Origin of the sequence: Aureibaculum algae (genome assembly GCF_006065315.1) — a bacterium.
Classification (GTDB): domain Bacteria; phylum Bacteroidota; class Bacteroidia; order Flavobacteriales; family Flavobacteriaceae; genus Aureibaculum; species Aureibaculum algae.
The window spans coordinates 570342-591876 of record NZ_CP040749.1; the positions used below are offsets into that span (position 1 = coordinate 570342).

General features: G+C 34.4%; 15 protein-coding genes. 11 read left to right on the plus strand and 4 right to left on the minus strand.

Annotation, left to right across the window (positions count from 1 at the left end; translation table 11 throughout):
• Window positions 1-12: 12 nt before the first annotated feature.
• The gene (locus tag FF125_RS02245) at window positions 13-1608 is read right to left on the minus strand and encodes an IS1182 family transposase (RefSeq protein ID WP_250629571.1); all 1596 of its coding nucleotides are present in this window, start codon (window positions 1606-1608) and stop codon (window positions 13-15) included.
• 296 nt (window positions 1609-1904) lie between these two features.
• Here FF125_RS02245 and FF125_RS02250 point away from each other — a divergent pair, with 296 nt between their 5' ends.
• The 5 genes from FF125_RS02250 to FF125_RS02270 all read left to right on the plus strand — a co-directional run bounded on the left by FF125_RS02250 (window position 1905) and on the right by FF125_RS02270 (window position 5888).
• Window positions 1905-2750 carry a DNA alkylation repair protein gene (locus FF125_RS02250; RefSeq protein WP_138948257.1) on the plus strand — a complete coding sequence of 282 codons (846 nt, stop codon included), beginning with the start codon at window positions 1905-1907 and terminating at the stop codon, window positions 2748-2750.
• A gap of 286 nt (window positions 2751-3036) precedes the next feature.
• Window positions 3037-3927, plus strand: a complete 891-nt coding sequence (locus FF125_RS02255; RefSeq protein ID WP_175418850.1) for an AraC family transcriptional regulator — start codon at window positions 3037-3039, stop codon at window positions 3925-3927.
• Between the two features lie 6 nt (window positions 3928-3933).
• Window positions 3934-4353 carry a hypothetical protein gene (locus FF125_RS02260; RefSeq protein ID WP_138948259.1) on the plus strand — a complete coding sequence of 140 codons (420 nt, stop codon included), beginning with the start codon at window positions 3934-3936 and terminating at the stop codon, window positions 4351-4353.
• A complete protein-coding gene (locus FF125_RS02265; protein ID WP_138948260.1) occupies window positions 4328-5104 on the plus strand; it encodes a GNAT family N-acetyltransferase in 777 nt (258 codons plus the stop codon). Before FF125_RS02260 ends, FF125_RS02265 begins: the two co-directional genes overlap by 26 nt.
• Before the next feature lie 160 nt (window positions 5105-5264).
• Entirely contained in the window at window positions 5265-5888 is a 624-nt protein-coding gene (locus FF125_RS02270) for a GIY-YIG nuclease family protein (protein ID WP_138948261.1), read from the plus strand.
• Window positions 5889-5980: 92 nt separating this feature from the next.
• On the opposite strand, the gene FF125_RS02275 is transcribed toward FF125_RS02270, so the two are convergent.
• Together FF125_RS02275 and FF125_RS02280 are read right to left on the minus strand one after the other, a co-directional pair.
• Window positions 5981-7576, minus strand: a complete 1596-nt coding sequence (locus FF125_RS02275; RefSeq protein WP_250629571.1) for an IS1182 family transposase — start codon at window positions 7574-7576, stop codon at window positions 5981-5983.
• 247 nt (window positions 7577-7823) lie between these two features.
• Window positions 7824-8816, minus strand: coding sequence for an IS110 family RNA-guided transposase (locus FF125_RS02280; RefSeq protein ID WP_138948262.1), 993 nt, complete (start codon window positions 8814-8816; stop codon window positions 7824-7826).
• A 285-nt stretch (window positions 8817-9101) separates the two neighbouring features.
• Here FF125_RS02280 and FF125_RS02285 point away from each other — a divergent pair, with 285 nt between their 5' ends.
• Complete coding sequence (locus FF125_RS02285) at window positions 9102-9338, plus strand: hypothetical protein (protein ID WP_138948263.1); 237 nt, start codon at window positions 9102-9104, stop codon at window positions 9336-9338.
• A gap of 219 nt (window positions 9339-9557) precedes the next feature.
• Here FF125_RS02285 and FF125_RS02290 read toward each other — a convergent pair whose 3' ends face one another.
• The gene (locus FF125_RS02290) at window positions 9558-13538 is read right to left on the minus strand and encodes a hybrid sensor histidine kinase/response regulator transcription factor (RefSeq protein ID WP_138948264.1); all 3981 of its coding nucleotides are present in this window, start codon (window positions 13536-13538) and stop codon (window positions 9558-9560) included.
• A 296-nt stretch (window positions 13539-13834) separates the two neighbouring features.
• On the opposite strand from FF125_RS02290, the gene FF125_RS02295 reads away from it, so the two are divergent.
• The 5 genes from FF125_RS02295 (at window position 13835) to FF125_RS02315 (ending at window position 21519) form a co-directional block, all read left to right on the plus strand.
• Complete coding sequence (locus FF125_RS02295) at window positions 13835-15517, plus strand: alpha-L-fucosidase (RefSeq protein WP_138948265.1); 1683 nt, start codon at window positions 13835-13837, stop codon at window positions 15515-15517.
• Window positions 15518-15977: 460 nt separating this feature from the next.
• Window positions 15978-17498: an alpha-L-fucosidase gene (locus FF125_RS02300; RefSeq protein WP_138948266.1), complete on the plus strand. Its 1521-nt coding sequence runs from the start codon at window positions 15978-15980 to the stop codon at window positions 17496-17498.
• A gap of 210 nt (window positions 17499-17708) precedes the next feature.
• Window positions 17709-19403, plus strand: a complete 1695-nt coding sequence (locus FF125_RS02305) for an alpha-L-fucosidase (protein WP_138948267.1) — start codon at window positions 17709-17711, stop codon at window positions 19401-19403.
• Between the two features lie 274 nt (window positions 19404-19677).
• Window positions 19678-21156 (plus strand): sulfatase, encoded by a 1479-nt coding sequence (locus tag FF125_RS02310; protein WP_138948268.1) that lies wholly within the window; start codon window positions 19678-19680, stop codon window positions 21154-21156.
• Window positions 21157-21192: 36 nt separating this feature from the next.
• A complete protein-coding gene (locus FF125_RS02315) occupies window positions 21193-21519 on the plus strand; it encodes a hypothetical protein (protein ID WP_138948269.1) in 327 nt (108 codons plus the stop codon).
• Window positions 21520-21535 lie beyond the last annotated feature (16 nt).

Here is a 21535-nt window from a genome sequence, read left to right on the forward strand (position 1 = left end):
TTTTTAGTAGTTTTAAGCGTGGCTATAATTTTTTCTGTCCCCTATTTCATCTTTTTTAAAAGGCTTAAAATGGCTTGATCTGCTCAATATATGCCAAAAACAGTGAGTTAAGTACAGCGCAAGTGATTTGGCATCACTTCTGACAACTTTACTTGTGAATTTTAGGTACTTTTTCAGGTTGTAGGCAATGGCGGAGAGATGCATCACCTTGTTGGCTTGCTCAATGCCAATGGTATTTATTTTACGTAAGCCCATGAATTGAGTTAGCGTTCCAAAGACAGGTTCAACAGTACTCTGTCGTTTTGATTTCATATAACGACCTTGGTTGCTGCTTACGCGATGGTTATTTCGTTCGTATTCTTCTCTGTAATAAGTTACCGAAAATTTCTTTTCTTGTGCTGTCTTACCTAAACATTGTTTTCTTATCGGACAGTCTCTACAAATTTTTGAGGAGATTCTATATTCCTTTTTCTTACTACCTGTTCTATAATCATTAAACACTTTTTTAAAGGGAACGATATGACCCTCTGGACAGAGATAATGATCCTCTTGTTTGACATATTCAAAATCCTCAGGACCGCCTTTATACGTCCCGTGAGGTGGTATAAAACTTCGTAAACCTATTTTTTCCAAAAAAGCATAATTCTCTCCATCACTATAGCCTGTATCGGCCACTAGATTTTGCCATAAGATCCCTTGTTTGTTCAATCGTTTTTTTAATCGAGGTACAATGTCTTGTAAGTATTGGCTGTCTTTCTTATCTGCCTTATACGCTTTAATGTCAGTGATTACATGATGTCCAGTGTCAACACTTAGCTGACTCATATAGTTCAGCTTGCGTGCCTTGCCTGGCTTTACACTAATTTTAGCATCCGGATCGGTGGGACTATAATGCGTTTTGTTTGAGGTGTATTTTGAGTTTTTATTGTTTGCACCCGTGCGTTGATCTTGATCTTTTGACCATTTTTTATTCCGACTTTTAATAGCAGACAATTCTTGCTTGGTGGCACTAATTTTTTTTTGAGCATCTGAAGCTTTATTCTCTTTGGCTTTTCGAATAGGCTTTTGTTTATCCATGCTACTGATATGGCGTAGCTTTTTTAAGTGGTCTTCTAATTCTTCTTCAGGCACTTTTAACTCCAAGGTATCCATCGAGGCATTTGCCTTTATTGGAGCAGAATCTATCGCTTGAGTATGGCCACTTACCATGCCTTTGTCAACACACATAATTAAAACACGCGTAAAGACTTCTTCAAAAACTTTTTCTGGATATAATTGACGCGTACGACTTATTGTGCTATGCCAGGGCAACTCTTCATCAATATCATAGCCTAAAAAATACAATATGTCCAAACGTAAACTACAATGGGCAATCAACTGTCGATCACTGATAATATTCTCTAAATATCCCACCAAACACAACTTGAAAAACACGGTAGGATCTATGCTCTTTTGACCACTGTCTCCATAATAAGGACGTGTCAGTACATATAGAAAATGTAGGTCTAATTCCCCATTTAATCGTCGATAAAAATTCTCCTTTGGAATCCGATCACTCATTCGGAATTGAGTGAATAATTTCTCTTGATACTCTTTTTTGCCTTGCATACCTCAAGATACAGAATATCAGTCTAATGACCAATAAATTCATGCGTTTTTTAGTTCATTTTATCCCTAATTATATATATCTTGTGCAACAGGCACAATGTATAAAAAACATAGGGCGTTTGTGTTAAATCGAAAGGTCTGTGAATATTAATAAAGTCCGCTAAATATAAAATTTGGCATTTAAGAGAAAAAGGTAAAAGCAAAATATTTATATTTAGCTAAGTGATAAACTGGAACGAAAGTGCTTTTTAACTGCCCTACGTTTCTTATACGAGACGTTGTAGCCAATTATAAATATGAAGCCCGAAGTTAAATTACCGAAAACGCCACATTCCATTCAAAAAGGAATCCCATTAAAGCTCGTTTTAGATAAACCGGCTGTTATTCAACTTGGGAAGAACTTAAAGATTTCGAATAATGACTTCAACGCTTCTGAGTTTGTAGAAAGAGTTATGCAGGACATTGAACCTCTTGCCCTTAAAGATAGAGGGATTTTAATCGCTAAAATTTTACGTGAGTATTTGCCAAATAATTATTCGGAAGCGATTACATATTTACTCAACTCCTTGACCCCTCCGCTCAAGGAGACCGATAATCTTGGACTTTCTGGATTATTCTATATGCCCCATGTGTCCTTTGTAGCACTCTATGGCCTTGACAAAACGTACAATAATAATATAGATCCTTTCGACATTTCTATGAATGTTCAATATGAATTGACAAAGAGGTTCTCATCTGAATTTTCTATCCGAACATTTCTTATCGACCAGCCAGAGAGAACGTTTAAAATTTTATACAAATGGATGAACGACCCAGACCCACATGTACGAAGACTATGTTCAGAAGGAACTAGACCAAGATTGCCATGGGCACAAAAGATTAATTTCTTAGTGAAAGACCCTAGTCCTTCTTTACCAATATTAGAAAAATTAAAAAATGATAGTGACCTTTATGTAAGAAGAAGTGTAGCAAACCATATTGGAGACATTGCAAAGGATAATTTGGATTTATCTTTAAGGCTGTGCGAAAGTTGGTTAGACAGCTCTTCTAAAGAACTTAAATGGTTAATTCGACATGCTTTACGTCATCCAGCCAAAAAAGGAAATAAAGCAGCATTAAAACTTAGAGAAAAGGCAAAATGAGAAGATAAAAAAATGTAAAAACTGGCTACAACAATGGCTATATTTAATACGGGTCTTGGTGCTTAATCAAAAGAGAAGTGCTTTGAACAAAGTCCGCAAAATTTTCAATTTTGCGTGTCTATTGACATAAAGAAAAAATTAAAAATTTGGCTAAGTGCAAGTCCGAATGTTCAGTTCTCTGAAATCCCGTACTAACCATAGCCTAAACGTTAGGCTTCATACAAGACAGAGACACAACTTCGCAATAAATATCAAAAATAAAACCAGGGTTACATATACTTTTGCAATGCAAGAACAAGTTAAAAACGATTATTATGAACGAATTGAAAAAGCAGTAGATTTCATTGAGGAAAACTTGAAAGAGAAACTAACAATTGAAATGATTGCAGAAAAAGCATTTTTCTCAAAATATCATTTCATAAGAGTTTTTACAGCAATGACAGGAGAAACAGTAGGAAGCTATCTTCGGAGGAGGAGAATTTCAAAATCATCAAAACAGTTGATAAGCTCAGACCACTCCATTATTGACATTGCCTTTGATTACCAGTTTGAATCTCAGGAAGCTTATACACGCTCTTTCAAAAAGATTTACAATACCAGCCCGGGAAAGTATCGTAAATTGAATAATAATCAGATAGCTTATGGTCGTGCAAAATTGACAATCGAAAGATTAAATCATTTAAAAAGTAATGTGACTATGAAGCCAAAAATTATTGAATTAGAAAAGAAAAAATTAGTTGGAATAAGTGTAAAAACATCGTTAGCCCAAAATAATATTCCTCAATTATGGAATACTTTTATGCCACGAATTGAAGAAATCGCTAACAAAATAGATTCTGGATGTTATGAAATTCATCCATTCGATTCAGAATTTAAAATGGAGAATTTTACAGAGGATATGGAATTTGAGAAATGGGCGGCAGTCGAAGTTGATAATTTAGACAATATCCCCGATGGTTTAAAAGGGATAACAATCGAAAGTGGAAAATATGCTGTATTTGAACATAAAGGAACAATGAGCAACATTCAATTCTCGTTTGATTATGCTTATGGAACTTGGTTGCCAAACTCAGGATATGAACTTGCCAAAAGAGCAGATTTTGAGCGATATGGAGACCAATATTTTGGTCCAGAGCATTCCGAGTCAATTACTGAATTATGGATTCCAATAAAGTAGATAGGTATGAAAACAAAAGAATCGAAACCAAACATTCACATAAACCTACTTAGTGGATTTTATTACTTAGTATCGGTTGCTTTATTTTTGGCAGGGGGTATTTACTGCTTCTTTACAGACTTATTGAAAACCAACTTCACCGATAATATTATAATACAAGAAATGACAACCGGACAGTTTGTTATTTATGGCGTAATTATGGCGGTGGTGGCTTTATTAGAAGCTATTTTGGCTTTGAACTTAAGGAGATTTAAAAGATGGGCAAAAATCATTGCTTTAGTCATATCTTCCTTGGGGTTATTATGGGCAATTGTAGCGATATTTGCTTACGGAGGATTAGAGAATTTGTTTTTTATAGGCTTACACGCTTATTTTATATGGATATTGAGTAAAAGATATTATGGAAACAATTATACAACTAAATAAAGAGAATATAGAGAAGGGGCATATATGCTGTGCTATTTCTGACAAAAAATGCAAAGAAAGCTACGAACTAAAAAAACAATGGCTTGCCAATGAGTTTGAGCACGGATACAAATTCTACCGATTAGATGCAAGAGCGAAAGTATTTATTGAATACTGCGATGCTGAAAAAGCGTGGGTGCCAATTGATGCTCCAAATCATTTGTTTATTGGCTGTATGTGGGTAGCAGGAAAATATAAAGGTAATGGATATGCAAAAGCTTTACTGAAAAAAGCAGAAGACGAAGCCAAAGAACAAGGCAAAGATGGGCTTGTGACAATTGTCGGAACAAAAAAATTCCATTTTATGAATGATACTAAATGGTTATCAAGACAAGGTTTTGAAGATGTTGAAAGATTACCTTATGGTTTTAGCTTATTGGTAAAAAGTTTCAATAAAAATGCAAAACAACCAACGTTTAAGAAATCTGTTGCAACTGGAGAATGTGAAAACAAAGATGGCTTGACTGTTTATTTTACAAATCGTTGTCCTTTTTCAGAATATCACGTTACCAATTCATTGGTTGAAGTTGTTAAGAAACGAAATATAAATCTTGAAGTTGTTAAATTTGAGACAAAGGAAGAAGCTCAAAAATCGCCAACACCTGCAACGATATTCAGCTTATTTTACAACGGAAAATTTATCACAACAGATATTAGTGTGTGTATGGATAGTAGATTTGATAAAATTATTGAGAAAGAAATGAAAAAATAAAGTACGAAAGCCTAACATTTTGTATAAGTAATGCCGAGTGAAGTGCGTATTTTGAATTTTGGTTCTCGTATCAAAGTTCATCTTGATTTGACAAGAATGAGCTTCGAAATTCGGCACTACTCATACAATTTACCGTTGTGGGTAATACGAGAAAAACGAAATGGCAGGATTAACAAGCGAACAAATTAGATTTTTAAAAGAGCAAAAAGTACATCCGAAATATGTATTCAATGCTGATGGACTTTCTAAATCCGAATATCGAGTGATTATGAAAGAACTGAATAAAGGAGTTGCTTATAATGTTACACCTTGCCAAAAAGAGGGACACACTTTACGAACGAGAAGCGGACATTGTTGTCAATGTAATACTGCAACATTAGGATTTCAAAAAAGGAATGACTCTGGCGGAATCGTATATATTGCTGGAAGTTTAACAGGAGAGCTTGTGAAAATCGGATTTTCAAAAGCAGTCGAAGTCAGAACCGAATCACTAAATCGGACTAAATATGCTGGATTTAATGACTGGAAAATACTTTACGCTCTGAATAGTAAAAATGCTGGTCGAATAGAAACTAAAGCGAATTCATTGTTACACGAATATGCTTTTTCGGTTGACTATGAACACGACGGACATTGGCAAGATTCTTATGAAACTTACCATTGTGCATATTCTAAAGCAAAGGAATTTGTTGAAAAAGCCTTCAAATCGGAAAATTATGAAGTTGAAATTGAGAAAAATAGTCCGACTGAAAAATATGAATTTAGGAATTTAAAGAAATTATAAACTGGGAAAAGTACTACCCACAACAACGGTAATCGTTGCACAAGCACCAAAATAGACCATCTGGATTAATTGGGGATTTATTTTTAGTAGTTTTAAGCGTGGCTATAATTTTTTCTGTCCCCTATTTCATCTTTTTTAAAAGGCTTAAAATGGCTTGATCTGCTCAATATATGCCAAAAACAGTGAGTTAAGTACAGCGCAAGTGATTTGGCATCACTTCTGACAACTTTACTTGTGAATTTTAGGTACTTTTTCAGGTTGTAGGCAATGGCGGAGAGATGCATCACCTTGTTGGCTTGCTCAATGCCAATGGTATTTATTTTACGTAAGCCCATGAATTGAGTTAGCGTTCCAAAGACAGGTTCAACAGTACTCTGTCGTTTTGATTTCATATAACGACCTTGGTTGCTGCTTACGCGATGGTTATTTCGTTCGTATTCTTCTCTGTAATAAGTTACCGAAAATTTCTTTTCTTGTGCTGTCTTACCTAAACATTGTTTTCTTATCGGACAGTCTCTACAAATTTTTGAGGAGATTCTATATTCCTTTTTCTTACTACCTGTTCTATAATCATTAAACACTTTTTTAAAGGGAACGATATGACCCTCTGGACAGAGATAATGATCCTCTTGTTTGACATATTCAAAATCCTCAGGACCGCCTTTATACGTCCCGTGAGGTGGTATAAAACTTCGTAAACCTATTTTTTCCAAAAAAGCATAATTCTCTCCATCACTATAGCCTGTATCGGCCACTAGATTTTGCCATAAGATCCCTTGTTTGTTCAATCGTTTTTTTAATCGAGGTACAATGTCTTGTAAGTATTGGCTGTCTTTCTTATCTGCCTTATACGCTTTAATGTCAGTGATTACATGATGTCCAGTGTCAACACTTAGCTGACTCATATAGTTCAGCTTGCGTGCCTTGCCTGGCTTTACACTAATTTTAGCATCCGGATCGGTGGGACTATAATGCGTTTTGTTTGAGGTGTATTTTGAGTTTTTATTGTTTGCACCCGTGCGTTGATCTTGATCTTTTGACCATTTTTTATTCCGACTTTTAATAGCAGACAATTCTTGCTTGGTGGCACTAATTTTTTTTTGAGCATCTGAAGCTTTATTCTCTTTGGCTTTTCGAATAGGCTTTTGTTTATCCATGCTACTGATATGGCGTAGCTTTTTTAAGTGGTCTTCTAATTCTTCTTCAGGCACTTTTAACTCCAAGGTATCCATCGAGGCATTTGCCTTTATTGGAGCAGAATCTATCGCTTGAGTATGGCCACTTACCATGCCTTTGTCAACACACATAATTAAAACACGCGTAAAGACTTCTTCAAAAACTTTTTCTGGATATAATTGACGCGTACGACTTATTGTGCTATGCCAGGGCAACTCTTCATCAATATCATAGCCTAAAAAATACAATATGTCCAAACGTAAACTACAATGGGCAATCAACTGTCGATCACTGATAATATTCTCTAAATATCCCACCAAACACAACTTGAAAAACACGGTAGGATCTATGCTCTTTTGACCACTGTCTCCATAATAAGGACGTGTCAGTACATATAGAAAATGTAGGTCTAATTCCCCATTTAATCGTCGATAAAAATTCTCCTTTGGAATCCGATCACTCATTCGGAATTGAGTGAATAATTTCTCTTGATACTCTTTTTTGCCTTGCATACCTCAAGATACAGAATATCAGTCTAATGACCAATAAATTCATGCGTTTTTTAGTTCATTTTATCCCTAATTATATATATCTTGTGCAACAGGCACAACGTATAAAATTAATTGCTTGTTTCGAGCCTACTTACGAAAATCCTCGCGGATTTTCTATTCGGTTTGTACTTGCAAAGTTAGTTGCTAAACCACGCAACTAATCTTATACGTATTCCAAGGTCAAATCCTAATAATTTATAACTTATTTTTAAGCTGCATATTTTTGGATTTCTACATAAGGCGTTCCTCTTTTCACTACTGCAAATGCTCTTGATAAAATCTTATTTCTAACATTATTTAAAGCAACCATTTTTGGTTTACCTTCTTCGAGTTTCTTCTTGTAATATTGTTTTAGTTCTTTATCGCACTGTATAGCACTCACGCTGGCAAGTGTTAAAAGTGTTTTCATTTTTCTATCTCCTATATGGTGTATTCTATTCCTTCTTCTAATACTGGTTCCAGAACTGTGTTCAAAAGGTGCAACACCACAATAGCTAGAAAATTGTCGCCAACTATTGAATCGTTTAAAGTTGCTCGTGTGATATATAATCTGACAAGAAAGTATTAATCCGACTCCTTTTAAGGTATTTAGAAGCTTAAAATTCTTATCGAGTGATTTATCACTTTTCATTAATTTTTTAATACAAAGTTCTAGAGCTTCAATTTGTTTTGTGAGATAATGAATGGTCTTTTTGATAATTCTACAACAGTTGTCGGTTGAAGGACTACTAAGTAAAGATTGCATTTCTTTAAGGCTACTCATCTTGCCTGTTCGATCTCTTACTAGCTGTTCTCTAATCGATAATAATCTGCCCAACTCTTGAACGTGATTTTCTTTTGGTGTACTAAGAAGTAGTTCTTCTTTATGTAACCAAGCATACCTAGCTATCATACCCGCATCAAGTTTATCTGTTTTACCTCTAACAATACCTACAGATCGTTTGATTGCTAAGGGACTTTGTTCAATATAATCTATATTGTTTTCTGATAGGTAAACACTCAGTTTTGTAGAGTAATGTCCTGTATTCTCAAAACAGAAAAAATAGACTTGCTCTTTTAAATACGTTTCCGTCCATGACAATAATGCTTTGTAACCCTTAGTAGTGTTAGAAAACACTCGATGTACTGCTCTGTTATGGATATGTGCATCGATTGTTAATTTAGATACATCAATTCCTATAACATCTACATAATTTTTCATATTTTTAAATATTATTTCCTTTTAAAAAGAAATGATTAATAAATGTTGCAATGACTATCACCTTTATTAGGAAAAAATTCCTGGTATTCCAAATGGTCCTAAGCAACCTAAGAGAGACAAGAGGACTCATACGTATATAGGAACTGCTATTCCAAAGACCGTTATAGTTCTCCTCTTGTTTCTTAGTAAAGTTAATTAACTATTTAATAGCACGGTAAAGTAAAGAAGACCGTTGTATGCAAGGCTGGGAGACCGACTATCATAGTAATTACCTGAATATAAATTTTGAAAAAACGAATAGAAAATATTAGCTCATTGATTGAAGTTTGGTTCAAAGAAAAAATAGTTTTTGCCTGCGCGCTTCTGCCCTTCGGGACAGTTGGAGAAGCCACACGCACATTGCACACATTTGCAAATCGCATAAGCTTACGCACAGACCAAAATTTGCAAAAGAGTGCATTTTTCACCAAGCGTTTTCATCATTCTTTTGAACAAAAAAATGGCAAAATATATGAAAATTGATTTATATAACTTTTGATACAAATATTTGAGTTTATTCACTTTCAGATTCTATCTAACTCCGGCAATTAATGCTGCAAGAGTTCTTATGAACGCAAATGACAATCCTAGTAATAAAAAAGTGAAACAAACCTGCAAGAAAAAAACTAGCAATAAATACAGAGACATCTCATTCAGTATGGTTACAAAATTCCCGAAAAACACTTGCACACAACTAGCGTTCTACTTTAAGACCCTTTTTCTATATGCCAAAGGAGTAATTCCATACTCTTCCTTAAAGTTTACACGAAATTGAGTTAAGCTATTAAAACCTGAGCGAAGGCAAACCTCTGCAATATCTAACCGGTCATCGTAAAGAAAACCTGCAGCTTTTCTTAACCTGAATTTACGCAAATAATTCGAGGTACTCTGACCTGTTAGCCCCGTGAACTTGCGATAGAAAGTTGATTTACTCATGTTTAATAATCGGCCTAACTCATCAACATTGAATTCTACATTCGAATAGTTGTCTTCAAGTATCTGATTTAAATTTGCCCAGAACTCTTTATCTCTTTTTGAGTATGAACTTTGAGCTGTTATTTCAATTGTTGGAGCTTCAATGATTTGTGCTTTCAACTGCTCTCTTCTGGTAAGAATAGCATTTATTCTTGCTAGTAAAATATCGGGGTTAAATGGTTTTTCAATGTAGTCGTCAATTCCTTTTCTAAAACCCTCAATTTGGGTTTCTGAATCAGTTTTTGCTGTTAAAAGAATAATAGGAATATGCGAGGTTAATATTTTAGATTTCAATTTTTCGCAGAATTCCATACCATTCATTACTGGCATCATAATATCGGAAATAATTAGGTCGGGCATGTATTCTTCTAGAATACCTAATGCTATTTTTCCATTTGTAGCGGTTTTAATTGCAAAATGTGGTTTTAACAAATTAGTAATATATTCAATAAGCTCAATATTATCTTCAACCAATAGAAGCTTCTGTCCAACTTCGAAATTCGCTTCATTAGTATTTGATACCTTTGGATATATAGGCAGTTGTTGGGCAATTTCATTTTCTCCAAAATCTTCTTCTGAAAACTGTTCTTTTCCCAACCCAAAATTAAGAATAAACGATGTTAATTCTTTGACGTCACTTTGAGCCGTAATTTCGCCCTTTTGCAATTCAACTAATCCCTTTACTAGGGCAAGGCCAATACCGTCTCCGGTTGCCTTGTGATTCTTTAATCTATAAAATCTGTCAAATATCTTATCTAGTTGATCTGTTGGTATTCCAACGCCGTAGTTTTCAACTCTAATAATTAAATTGTCATCTTCGGTTTTAACCTCTACAATTATATTTCGTCCATTGGGAGTATATTTAATTGCATTGGAGATTAGATTATAGAATATTTGTTCGGTTTTGTTTCTGTCTAGCCATACCTTCTGTTTTTTTAGCGAAGTGAAAAAGTCAAGACTGAGTTCTTTTTGTTGGGCTAGAATATTAAAGCTCGTAGTTATATCTTTTGCAAACTCAACAATATCAAACGTGCTTACGTTTAACTTTAGTTTTCCTTGATCCATCTTCCGAACTTCAATAAGCTGGTTCACCATCTTTAGAAGTCTATTGACATTGTTTTTAATTATTGCCACTTCTTTGCTATTAGATAGCTTTGCTACATTATCAAGATGCCCAAGAATAAGCGTAATTGGTGTACGGAACTCATGTGAGATATTTGTAAAAAACTGAAGCTTAGCTTGATCTGATTCGTGTAGCTTTTTAGAGATTTCTAATATCTGAATATTCTGTTCTTCAAGTTCTTTGGTTTGTTCTTTGACCCTTTTTTCCAATATTAATTTGATTCGTTTTATTCTGGCTAAACGGACCTGAAAAAAAACAGCTATTAATGCCAATGCAAATAAGATAAATACTATTCGGAACCAAATGGTTTGCCAAAATGGAGGCTTAATTACAATTTTTACCTGAGCGGCATCGCTCCATTCGTTTTCAATAGATGATACTTGAACTTTAAAAATATATTGTCCAGGACTAATCGTTGTATAATAAGCAGTTCGGATTCCAACTTTAGGATGAATCCAGTCATTCTCGATTCCTACTAAGCGATACCTAAACTTATTGTTATTGGGTATTTCAAAAGGGTAGGCATTAAAAGATAAGGAAAATGTATTCTGTTTATAATTTAAAGAAATGTAATCAATATATTCGAAATTATCTTTTAGCATAACTTCACTATTAATTGTATCTCCAATATTAATGGTTTGGTTAAAGAGTGAGAAATCCTCAATGGCAGGTTTTGTGTTAATGTTGTATTCGTTTATCTCTTTTGGGTTAAACCATGTTACCCCTGAATATTCACTATAATATATTGTATTATCATGATCGTAAAAATAAGCATCGTCGGAGTAAAACTCATTATGCAAATATGAAGTGATTTTATCAGTTTTAGTATTAAGCTTACAAATACCTTTTTTGGTACTCATCCATATGTTATCCGTTTTATCAAGATGAACTGAGTAGACGACATTACTGCTTAACCCATCTTCTTGAGAATAGCTTTTGAAAACAGAATCAGTTTTGGTATTAAGCATATCAACACCTGCAATGGTAGCTAACCATAAGGTGTCATCCTGAATTTCCATTGAAAAAACCTTATTGTCACTTAATCCTCCATTTGATTTTAAAATACGAGTAAAGTGCAAAGGGGAATGAGCAATTTTCACCAACCCATAATTATTTTGAGCTACCCATAAATTATTGTGCTTGTCGCGTTTAATATCTCTAATTGCTGACCAAAGTGTAATTCCATTATGGTTGTTAGGGAGGAAATCCAAGTTGCCAGTATTTAAATTACAAGTTGCAATCTTATTGTCTCCGGTAATAGTTACTTCTCCTTCGTTAAATTCCTTAATAACGAAGCATTGATAAGGCCAGTCCCAACCAAATTTGTAATTTAAAGTTTCTATCCTGTCCAAGTTCTTATTATAGCGACAGACATTATTTAAAGTCCCCAACCAAATATTATTTTGGGAATCTTCAAAAATACAACGTACTGATTTTAATGTTTGAGACCTTCCGTTTTTGTCCGTATAATGAGTATAAAATTTGGTACTACCATCTTGCTTTAAAACCGTTAAGCCATTTTCATCTTTACTAATCCATAAATCTCCTGAACGGATTTGGCACAAAGAGGAGATTGCGCCTTTGTCATAATCTCCTATAGTCTCTTTCTCAAAATCAATCCTATTGAAAAGGTTTTTCTGCTTGTTGTAAACGGCAATTCCTTTTTTTGCAGTTCCAATCCACAGATTTCCAGCTTTATCAAATTTTAGCCTCGATATATAATCATCATTTATAAAGTGCTCATTTTCCAAGGTATTTTGCTTCATTAAGGCCTCATCTTGAATCTCTTTTAGAGGAAACTTATACAAACCCACGGTTGTTCCTATCCATATATTGGTTTTAGAAATAGCCACAGCCCTAATTTGATTTGCATCAAAATATTTTTCAATTTGTTTAAAGGGAAGTATTGTATCTACAACTTGAAAAGATGAATCATGTCGAATAATCCCCTCTTTTAGTGCAACGTAATAAAACTCACCTATGTTTTCCATCCAAAATACAGGTTCAGATATCATCCGTTTTAAAACATGCACATTGGCATCTGAATACATAAGTTCCTCTACTCCTTGATCGCCATAGCTTAAAACCCCATTCTGTTTATAAGGACACAAACCTCGCAAAACAGATTTTGGCTGATAGTTGCAAAAGGTATTTGCTGTTTTGTTATATACTCCTATTTTATCATAACTCTGAACCCACACGTAGTTATTACCTGTTACATTAATATTATTATAACCTTCGGTTGAATAATTAATTACAGAAGAATCATAAAAATGCTGAAATATTTTACGTTTTGAATCAAACTTATTGAGCCCCCCATTACTGGTAGAAATCCAAATATCACCGTTGGCATCGGTATGCAAGGCGGTTACAATATTCCCCATAATACTAGCCGAAGTATTAGCTGAAGGGTAAAATATTTCAAAGTCATACCCGTCAAACCGATTCAGTCCATCTAAAGTGCCAGCCCATATATTCCCTTGCTTGTCAATATCTAAACTAAACACATAATTTTGCGACAATCCATTAGATATATCGAAATAATCTAATCTAGGTGTTTGAGTATATAATGCTATTGTAAACATTAAAAAATGTAATATGAGAAGAAGTTTTTTCAGATTGATGTGCTTTAAATTAACTACTACAAATTAATGCAAATTAATGCAAATTCAAGGTTCTTTTAGTCAATATTCAATATAACCCCATTAGATGTGTTGCTTATAAAACTTAAGGCTATATGTTTTATTTAATGTGGCTTATGTGTTATTCTTTTTAATGTGTAAAAGGACTTTGAACGATATCCATTTGTAATTGAATCATTTCCATCCTTAGTAAAAAGCTTATTATCCTAATTTTGAATAATCATTAATGGATATGGAACATGAAAATTCAAAAAAATAAAATAGGTAGAGTTTTAGATCATATAATCATTGCATTTCTATTATGCAATAATCTACAAGCTCAAAAAAATATAAATGCAGAAAAATCGGTCTATTTTGAACCAACTTGGGAGTCTCTTTCGCAATACGAATCTCCCGAGTGGTTTCGAGATGCAAAGTTCGGAATATGGGCGCATTGGGGTGCTCAATGCGAGCCAGAGGCAGACGATTGGTACGCGCGTAATATGTATATCGAGAAAACAGCAGGTTACCGTTTTTCTGATAGTACAGGGAGTGTTGGGACCGAAACAAATAGACAATATCGTTATCACTTAGACCACTATGGGCATCCCTCTGAATTTGGTTTTAAAGATGTAATTAATGAGTGGAAGGCAGAAAACTTTAATGCCGATTCGCTACTAACACTTTATAAGGACTGCGGAGCTCGTTATTTTATGGCCATGGCCAATCATCACGATAATTTCGACAATTACAACTCGAAATATCAGCCTTGGAACTCTGTAAATATGGGACCAAAGAAAGACCTTATTGGCGAATGGTCCAAAGCTGCCCGTAAACTCGATTTGCGTTTTGGTGTAAGTGTACATTCGGCGCATGCATGGGCGTGGTACGAAACAGCCCAGGGTGCTGATACAGAAGGTCCGTATAAAGGTATTCCTTACGATGGGAAATTAACAAAAGCCGATGGGAAAGGAAAATGGTGGGAAGGTTACGATCCGCAAGATTTGTACGCACAAAACCACAAACCGAATCCGAGTAACATTGTAGAATGGAGCTGGGATCCTAATTTAGGCGTTGCTACGCCCGATTCAGCCTATATCGCAAAATACATAAACAGAGTGAAACAACTATGGGATGATTATAAACCTGACCAAATTTACTTCGATGACTTTATTCTTCCTTTTTACGAAATAGACCAAACCATAGGTCTAGAACTAGCTTCCCACTTTTACAATACAAATACACAGTGGAATGGAAAAAACGAAGCTGTAATGAATACCAAAATGTTGAATGAAGAACAACGTGATGCCATTATGCTCGATATTGAAAAAAGCAATGCACCCGATATATTACCTGATGCATGGCAAACGGACGAATGTATTGGCACATGGCATTATAACAGACAAATGTATTATCATCATAGGTACAAGCAGGCGTCAGAAATAATTCCAATGCTTGCCGATATTGTAAGTAAAAACGGGAATCTTATGCTTAACCTTCCTCTTAGAGGTGATGGTACTTTAGACTCCGATGAACTGAAAATTATTAAAGAAATTGGTGCTTGGTTAAAAATTAATGGGGAAGCAATTTATGCAACCCGCCCTTGGAAAATAAGTGGTGAAGGTCCTTCTACAAAAAAAGCACCACGTCATCAAACTTTTGGTAGTAGCAAAACTGAATACAGTAGTCAAGATATGCGTTTTACACGTTCAAAAAATAACAAAACACTATATGCCATAGTATTTGTCTGGCCTGAAGATAAAAAAGTGACAATTAAATCACTTGGAATAAAAGCTTCTACAGCAGAGATGATAACAGCCGTTTCTCTTATCGGGTACAAAGGTAAAGTTGAATGGAAAATTGATAACGAAGGCTTACAAGTTGAATTGCCTGAACAAGCTCCATCTGATCATGGATTTGCCCTAAAAATAAGTAAAAAGTAGTTGTGGATTAAATACAGCTTAGTTATGAAGAATCCTTCTATTTTTAATCTATTTGCAACAACAAATCGCATTATATAACCAATAAAACACAGTAATAAATAAAAAATGAAAACTATAAAACTTCTTATTGTATTGAGTCTGGCTTGTATTCATCCATTAATAAAGTTAAGCCCCCAAAAACCCAACCATTTCCACGCGACCAAAATAGATGGATTGTGATTGGAGAGAATACGTAGTTACTAAAACTAAAAAACTTAAAACTGTGATTTTAAAAATATTCATTTGCAATTATGGATTTCATTAATATGAATCAAAAATAGCCACATTAAGCTAATCTTTTTTTAATGTTTGGTTTAAACTCTATATCATATGTTTTTTATTGCATTTTTAATCACAACTATGTTTTTTTTTATTTAGATATCTTTATATATTTATAAAGTTAATAATTATAAGCACAAAAATGACAAAACAATCATTCCTTTTAGTATTCGCATTTGTAGTATTTTTCATAAATCACAACACCCTATCTGCTCAAGAATTTAAGCCAGATTGGGAAAACTTAAAGCAACACAAAGCTGCCCCAGAATGGTTTGCGGATGCTAAATTAGGTATCTATTTTCATTGGGGAGTATACTCTGTTCCTGCCGAAGGAGGTGAATGGTATCCTCGTTGGATGTATGTGCCTAATAGAGTTGGTTGGGGAAGTGAAATTTATAAAAACCATAAAGCAAATTATGGTAAAAATTTTAATTACCACGATTTTATTCCCTTGTGGAAAGCTCCTCAATTCAGTGCAAAAGAATGGGTTGATATGTTTGAAGGTATGGGAGCAAAATTTATTGGTTCAATTGCTGAACATCACGATGGGTTTTCATTATGGGACAGTAAAGTAAATGAATGGAATTCGGTTGATATGGGACCAGGAATTAATATAGTAAAAGCTATTAATGATGAAACTAAAAAAAGAGGTTTAAAATTTATGGCTACTTTTCATCATGGGTTTAACAATGTGTTTTATCCAAAACAAGAAAATACTTTTTTAAGACCAGTTAGTAAGTATAATATAGTACAGGATTCTGTTGAAGTTCCTCAAGATGAGAAATACAGAAAATTGTATAGTAATATGGATTATGATGAGGCCAATGATTTATGGTTGGCTAAATTAGATGAAGTTATTAACGAATTTTGTCCAGATTATATTTGGATGGATTTTGGGCAACGTTTTATAAAAGAATCGCACCGAAAACAGTTTTTAGCAAATTATTTTAACAAAGCAAAGGAACTTAATAAAGAGGTTGTTGTAAATACAAAAGGAACTTTTTTTCCTACTGAATTATCTGTAGTAAATGTTGAAAGAGCCACAATGGAAGATATTACTCCAGACGTATGGATAACCGATTTTATATTAGGAAGTGCATGGTGTTTCGATAAAAATAAACGTACTGCAATTGACCCCAAAATAGCCATTAGAATGTTAGCTGAAGTTGTAAGTAAAAATGGGGTCATGTTACTTTCAGCAGGGCCTATGGCAGATGGAACAATGCCTATGGAACAAATTGAAGCTATGAAAGGAATTGGTGCTTGGATGAAATTATATGGTGAATCCATTTATAACACAAGACCATTTGTTGCTTATGGTGAAGGTACCACGGTTTTAAAGCGTGACCCTAAGGACGTATGGAACGAATACGGTGCTATTAAAGAAGGATTAGGTGATTTAAATGCTGAAGATGTAAGATATACACAAAATGGAAATATTGTATATGCCATACAACTTGGTTGGAATGATAAAAAATCACAACGCACATTAACAACGTTCTCAAATAAAGCAAAACATTTAAAAATTATAAAGGTTGAAGTTTTAGGAAGTATTGAAAAAATTAATTGGAAAAACACCAAATTAGGTTTAGTTGTAAATCAACCAAAAGACAAGCCAGCAGAAGCAGATGCAGCAATTGTTTATAAAATCACACTAAAATAATTGAATAAAAGTAACTACAAATTCATCAAAAAAGTATTTCTTGAATTTGAAGGCGTGTATCAGGTAACAAATCTCTGCGGGTCAATGGAAAAACTTATTGGAAACTTGATAAAAAAACTTATCTTTTGAACTTACTTGACAAGGCATCAAGCGAACATGGTTTTGCATTAAAATTATCAAAGAATTAAAATAATAATTAAAAGAATTTACATGAAAGCATTAAGTCTATATTTTTTATTTATAATACTAATTTCGACAACTTTAAACTCTCAAAATGAGAATAAAATTGGAGAAATCGATTCAACAAACAGTAACTGTCCTCCCTTGAATCTTGCACCAATTGCAGATGGTCCTTTCGAGGCAAATTGGGAGTCGCTTAAAAGTTATGAAACACCGGAATGGTTCCGCGATGTTAAATTTGGCATTTGGGCACATTGGGGACCACAAAGTGAACCTGAAGTAGCAGATTGGTATGCTCGTGGAATGTATGAACCAAATAAAAAATATATGCCATATGATTCTTCAATGTATCTGCCACATATTGATAGATATGGTCATCCTTCCGAATTTGGTTTTAAAGACGTTATAAATCTTTGGAAAGCTGCAAAGTTCGATCCGGATCAATTGCTAGGGTTCTATAAAGAGTGTGGAGCAAAATATTTCATGGCATTGGCCAATCATCATGAAAATTTTGATAATTACGATTCTAAATTTCAACCTTGGAACTCTGTTAATATGGGACCCAAGAAAGATTTGATTGGTATGTGGAGTGCTGCAGCACGCAAGCATGATCTGCGTTTTGGTGTGAGTGTGCATGCCTCTCATGCATGGACATGGTATGAACCGGCACAGGGTGCTGACAGTTCTGGTCCGTATGCTGGGGTGCCATACGATGGAAATATGACCAAGGAAGATGGCAAAGGTCTTTGGTGGGAAGGGTATGACCCACAGGATTTGTATGCGCAAAACCATGAACTAAGCATTGTAAAAAAGAAAATATACGAGATATGGGAATGGAATGTGCCAAATTGCAATATTCCTGACGCTGCATATTTGGATAAGTTTTATAACCGAACCAAGCAACTTTGGGACGACTATAATCCTGATCTGATTTATTTTGATGATCACGTTTTACCTTTTCATGGTCTTACAGATGAGATCGGGTTAAATCTTGCTGCACACTTTTATAATTCCAGCATAAAGCTAAATGGCAGTAACGAGGCTGTAATGAATACAAAAAAGCTAAATGAGGAGCAACGTAAAGCGTTGGGTTATGATATCGAACGAGGTAAAGCCACGGACATATTGCCGTTTGTATGGCAAACAGATACATGTTTAGGAAACTGGCATTATTCTCCCTGTCATTTTATTAATAAAACATATAAATCTTCTACCCAGGTGATACACATGCTTGCAGATATAGTAAGTAAAAATGGGAATCTAATGCTTAGTGTTCCATTACAAAGAGATGGCACACCTGATTCAGAAGAAATAAGAATCATGAAAGAGATTGGTGTGTGGTTAAAAGTTAATGGAGAAGCAATCTATTCAACTCGTCCATGGAAAACTTTTGGGGAAGGCCCAGCCCCCGTAAAGAAGAAAATTGGAAATTCATTTAATGATCGGGAAAAGACTTTTTTTACTGCAAAAAACATCAGATTTACCCAGTCGAAGGATGGACAGGTTGTTTACGCAATTTGTTTGGGTACTCCTGAAAATACCGTACGTATTTCTGCACTTGGCGCCAATGCAAAATACACGCAGCAGACCATAAAATCTGTTCAATTAATTGGGAGTTCCGAAAAAATTAGTTGGAAGCAACAAGATGATGCTTTGGTAATCAATCTATCTAAGAAAATAGCAGAGACTCAGGCTACTAGTTTTAAAATAACCTTTAACAAATAAACGAAGAAGATTTAGTTTTCGAAAGTTAAGAAATGAAATCTTGTAAAATTTAAAATTGTGTATATGAAAACTATATATCTTTTAGCTCTTCCTTTTTTCCTTAATTTAGGAATGATTTGTACAGCTCAACCTCCAGCTCCATCCGATCATGGATTTGCCTTAAAAATAAGTAAAAAGTAGTTGTAGTTTAATTATAGCATAGTTATGAAAACTCTTCTGTTTTAATATATTTAAACGAACAATAAATTGCATTTATAACGAATAAAACACAACAATGACGAAAAGGAAAATTTGGAATGTATCAATTTTCATATACTTGGTGGCTTTTTTGATTTCTTGTGAAAGTGAGACAAAATCCCCCAATATATTATTTATATCCATTGATGATCTCCGCACTGAACTGGGTTGCTACGGAAATAAAATAATGAAAACACCCAGCATTGATAAGGTAGCATCGGAAGGTGTTCTTTTTACAAATCATTATGTGCAAGTCCCTACCTGCGGGGCATCGCGTCAATGCCTACTCACTGGTATGCGGCCAAGAACCATCAATCAACTTAGCAATAATGTAACTGAAGTAGAAACTTCGAATAAACCCAAAGGTATTCTTCCTGAAACATTTATTCATCAATTAAAACGTAATGGTTATCATACCGTAGGTATTGGTAAAATAAGTCATTCAGCTGATGGTCTTATTTATAGTTACAATGAACAACCATCAAATAAAAGAGAGCTTCCTTATAGTTGGAGCGAGTTAGTTTTTGATAGTGGTAAATGGAAAACGGGGTGGAATGCCTTTTTTGGCTACGCAAATGGCGAAAATAGACAAAGCTTAAATAGACAAGTAAAACCATATGAAGCTGACGATGTAGAAGATACTGGTTATGTGGATGGATTAACTACTCAATTAGCTATTACTAAATTACGTGAACTAAAAAACAATGATAAACCGTTTTTCTTAGGTGTTGGGTATTTTAAGCCACATTTGCCATTTAATTGCCCTAAAAAATATTGGGATATATATGATACAGATTCTCTTTTTATTTCGCCAAATCCATACATGCCAACAAATGTAAATCAAGCCAGTTTACACAGAAGTGCAGAACTAAACAACTATCAACTGACTGACGAGCTTGCAAATTTGAAGCATCCTGTTTCTGATAAATATGCAAAAAAACTTAGAAACGGCTACTATGCATGTGTCAGTTACATCGACCAGCAAGTTGGGCTACTCATCAACGAACTAGAGGCTCTTAGTCTAGACCAAAATACTATTGTAATAATTTGGGGGGATAATGGCTGGCACTTAGGCGATCAACAGGTTTGGGGTAAACACACGCTTTTCGACAATGCTTTAAAAACAGCTCTAATTATAAAAATCCCTGGCAAAAAAAACTCTGGAGAAATTGAAAAATCCGTCGTTGAAACAGTTGATATTTATCCAAGTCTTTTAGAACTATGTAAAGTTGATGCTCCAGATTCATTAGATGGTAAAAGTTTTGTAAACGTACTCTTAGGAAAACAAGACAGTCATAATAATGTGGCTTATAGCTATTTTAATAATGGTATCACCTTAAGAACTGACCGATATAGACTCACTAAGTATTATAGAAATGAAGAACCTACTATTGAATTATATGACCATGAAAGTGATCCATACGAATCAATAAATATAGCTATTATGAAACCTGAAATAGTAGATCGCCTAATGCCTTTGTTAGAAAAAGGTAATACTGGGCTATATGAACAATAAATAAAGCATTTAGTTTTAATACTCAATTAATAAAAAATGAAGATATCAAGCTATTACATTAATTCTTTTAAAATCGCGTTAATAACTATCTCACTGCTAATAGGTGTGGGCAAGACCTATGCGAAGGATTACACATTATTCAATGCCGGCTGGCAATTTGCATTAGGTCCAACAACAGAATCAGGCCAAAAAGCAGACTATCCTGATTCAGAAAAAATCACAAAAGAATATACTACTGTAACCTTACCACATAACTGGACCGACAAGCCTGTGGAGCGTATGGATAAGGACGATCGTATAAATAAAGAATACTATAAGGCAGTGGATTATCAGTCCAGAACCGACTATAGCTACGAAAAATAATCTTTTCTTCACACAA

Coding starts and splice junctions, on each gene's coding strand:
- FF125_RS02245 (WP_250629571.1), bottom strand. CDS start 1,608: ATGCAAGGCAAAAAAGAGTATCAAGAGAAATTATTCACTCAATTCCGA.
- FF125_RS02250 (WP_138948257.1), top strand. CDS start 1,905: ATGAAGCCCGAAGTTAAATTACCGAAAACGCCACATTCCATTCAAAAA.
- FF125_RS02255 (WP_175418850.1), top strand. CDS start 3,037: ATGCAAGAACAAGTTAAAAACGATTATTATGAACGAATTGAAAAAGCA.
- FF125_RS02260 (WP_138948259.1), top strand. CDS start 3,934: ATGAAAACAAAAGAATCGAAACCAAACATTCACATAAACCTACTTAGT.
- FF125_RS02265 (WP_138948260.1), top strand. CDS start 4,328: ATGGAAACAATTATACAACTAAATAAAGAGAATATAGAGAAGGGGCAT.
- FF125_RS02270 (WP_138948261.1), top strand. CDS start 5,265: ATGGCAGGATTAACAAGCGAACAAATTAGATTTTTAAAAGAGCAAAAA.
- FF125_RS02275 (WP_250629571.1), bottom strand. CDS start 7,576: ATGCAAGGCAAAAAAGAGTATCAAGAGAAATTATTCACTCAATTCCGA.
- FF125_RS02280 (WP_138948262.1), bottom strand. CDS start 8,816: ATGAAAAATTATGTAGATGTTATAGGAATTGATGTATCTAAATTAACA.
- FF125_RS02290 (WP_138948264.1), bottom strand. CDS start 13,538: ATGTTTACAATAGCATTATATACTCAAACACCTAGATTAGATTATTTC.
- FF125_RS02295 (WP_138948265.1), top strand. CDS start 13,835: ATGAAAATTCAAAAAAATAAAATAGGTAGAGTTTTAGATCATATAATC.
- FF125_RS02300 (WP_138948266.1), top strand. CDS start 15,978: ATGACAAAACAATCATTCCTTTTAGTATTCGCATTTGTAGTATTTTTC.
- FF125_RS02305 (WP_138948267.1), top strand. CDS start 17,709: ATGAAAGCATTAAGTCTATATTTTTTATTTATAATACTAATTTCGACA.
- FF125_RS02310 (WP_138948268.1), top strand. CDS start 19,678: ATGACGAAAAGGAAAATTTGGAATGTATCAATTTTCATATACTTGGTG.
- FF125_RS02315 (WP_138948269.1), top strand. CDS start 21,193: ATGAAGATATCAAGCTATTACATTAATTCTTTTAAAATCGCGTTAATA.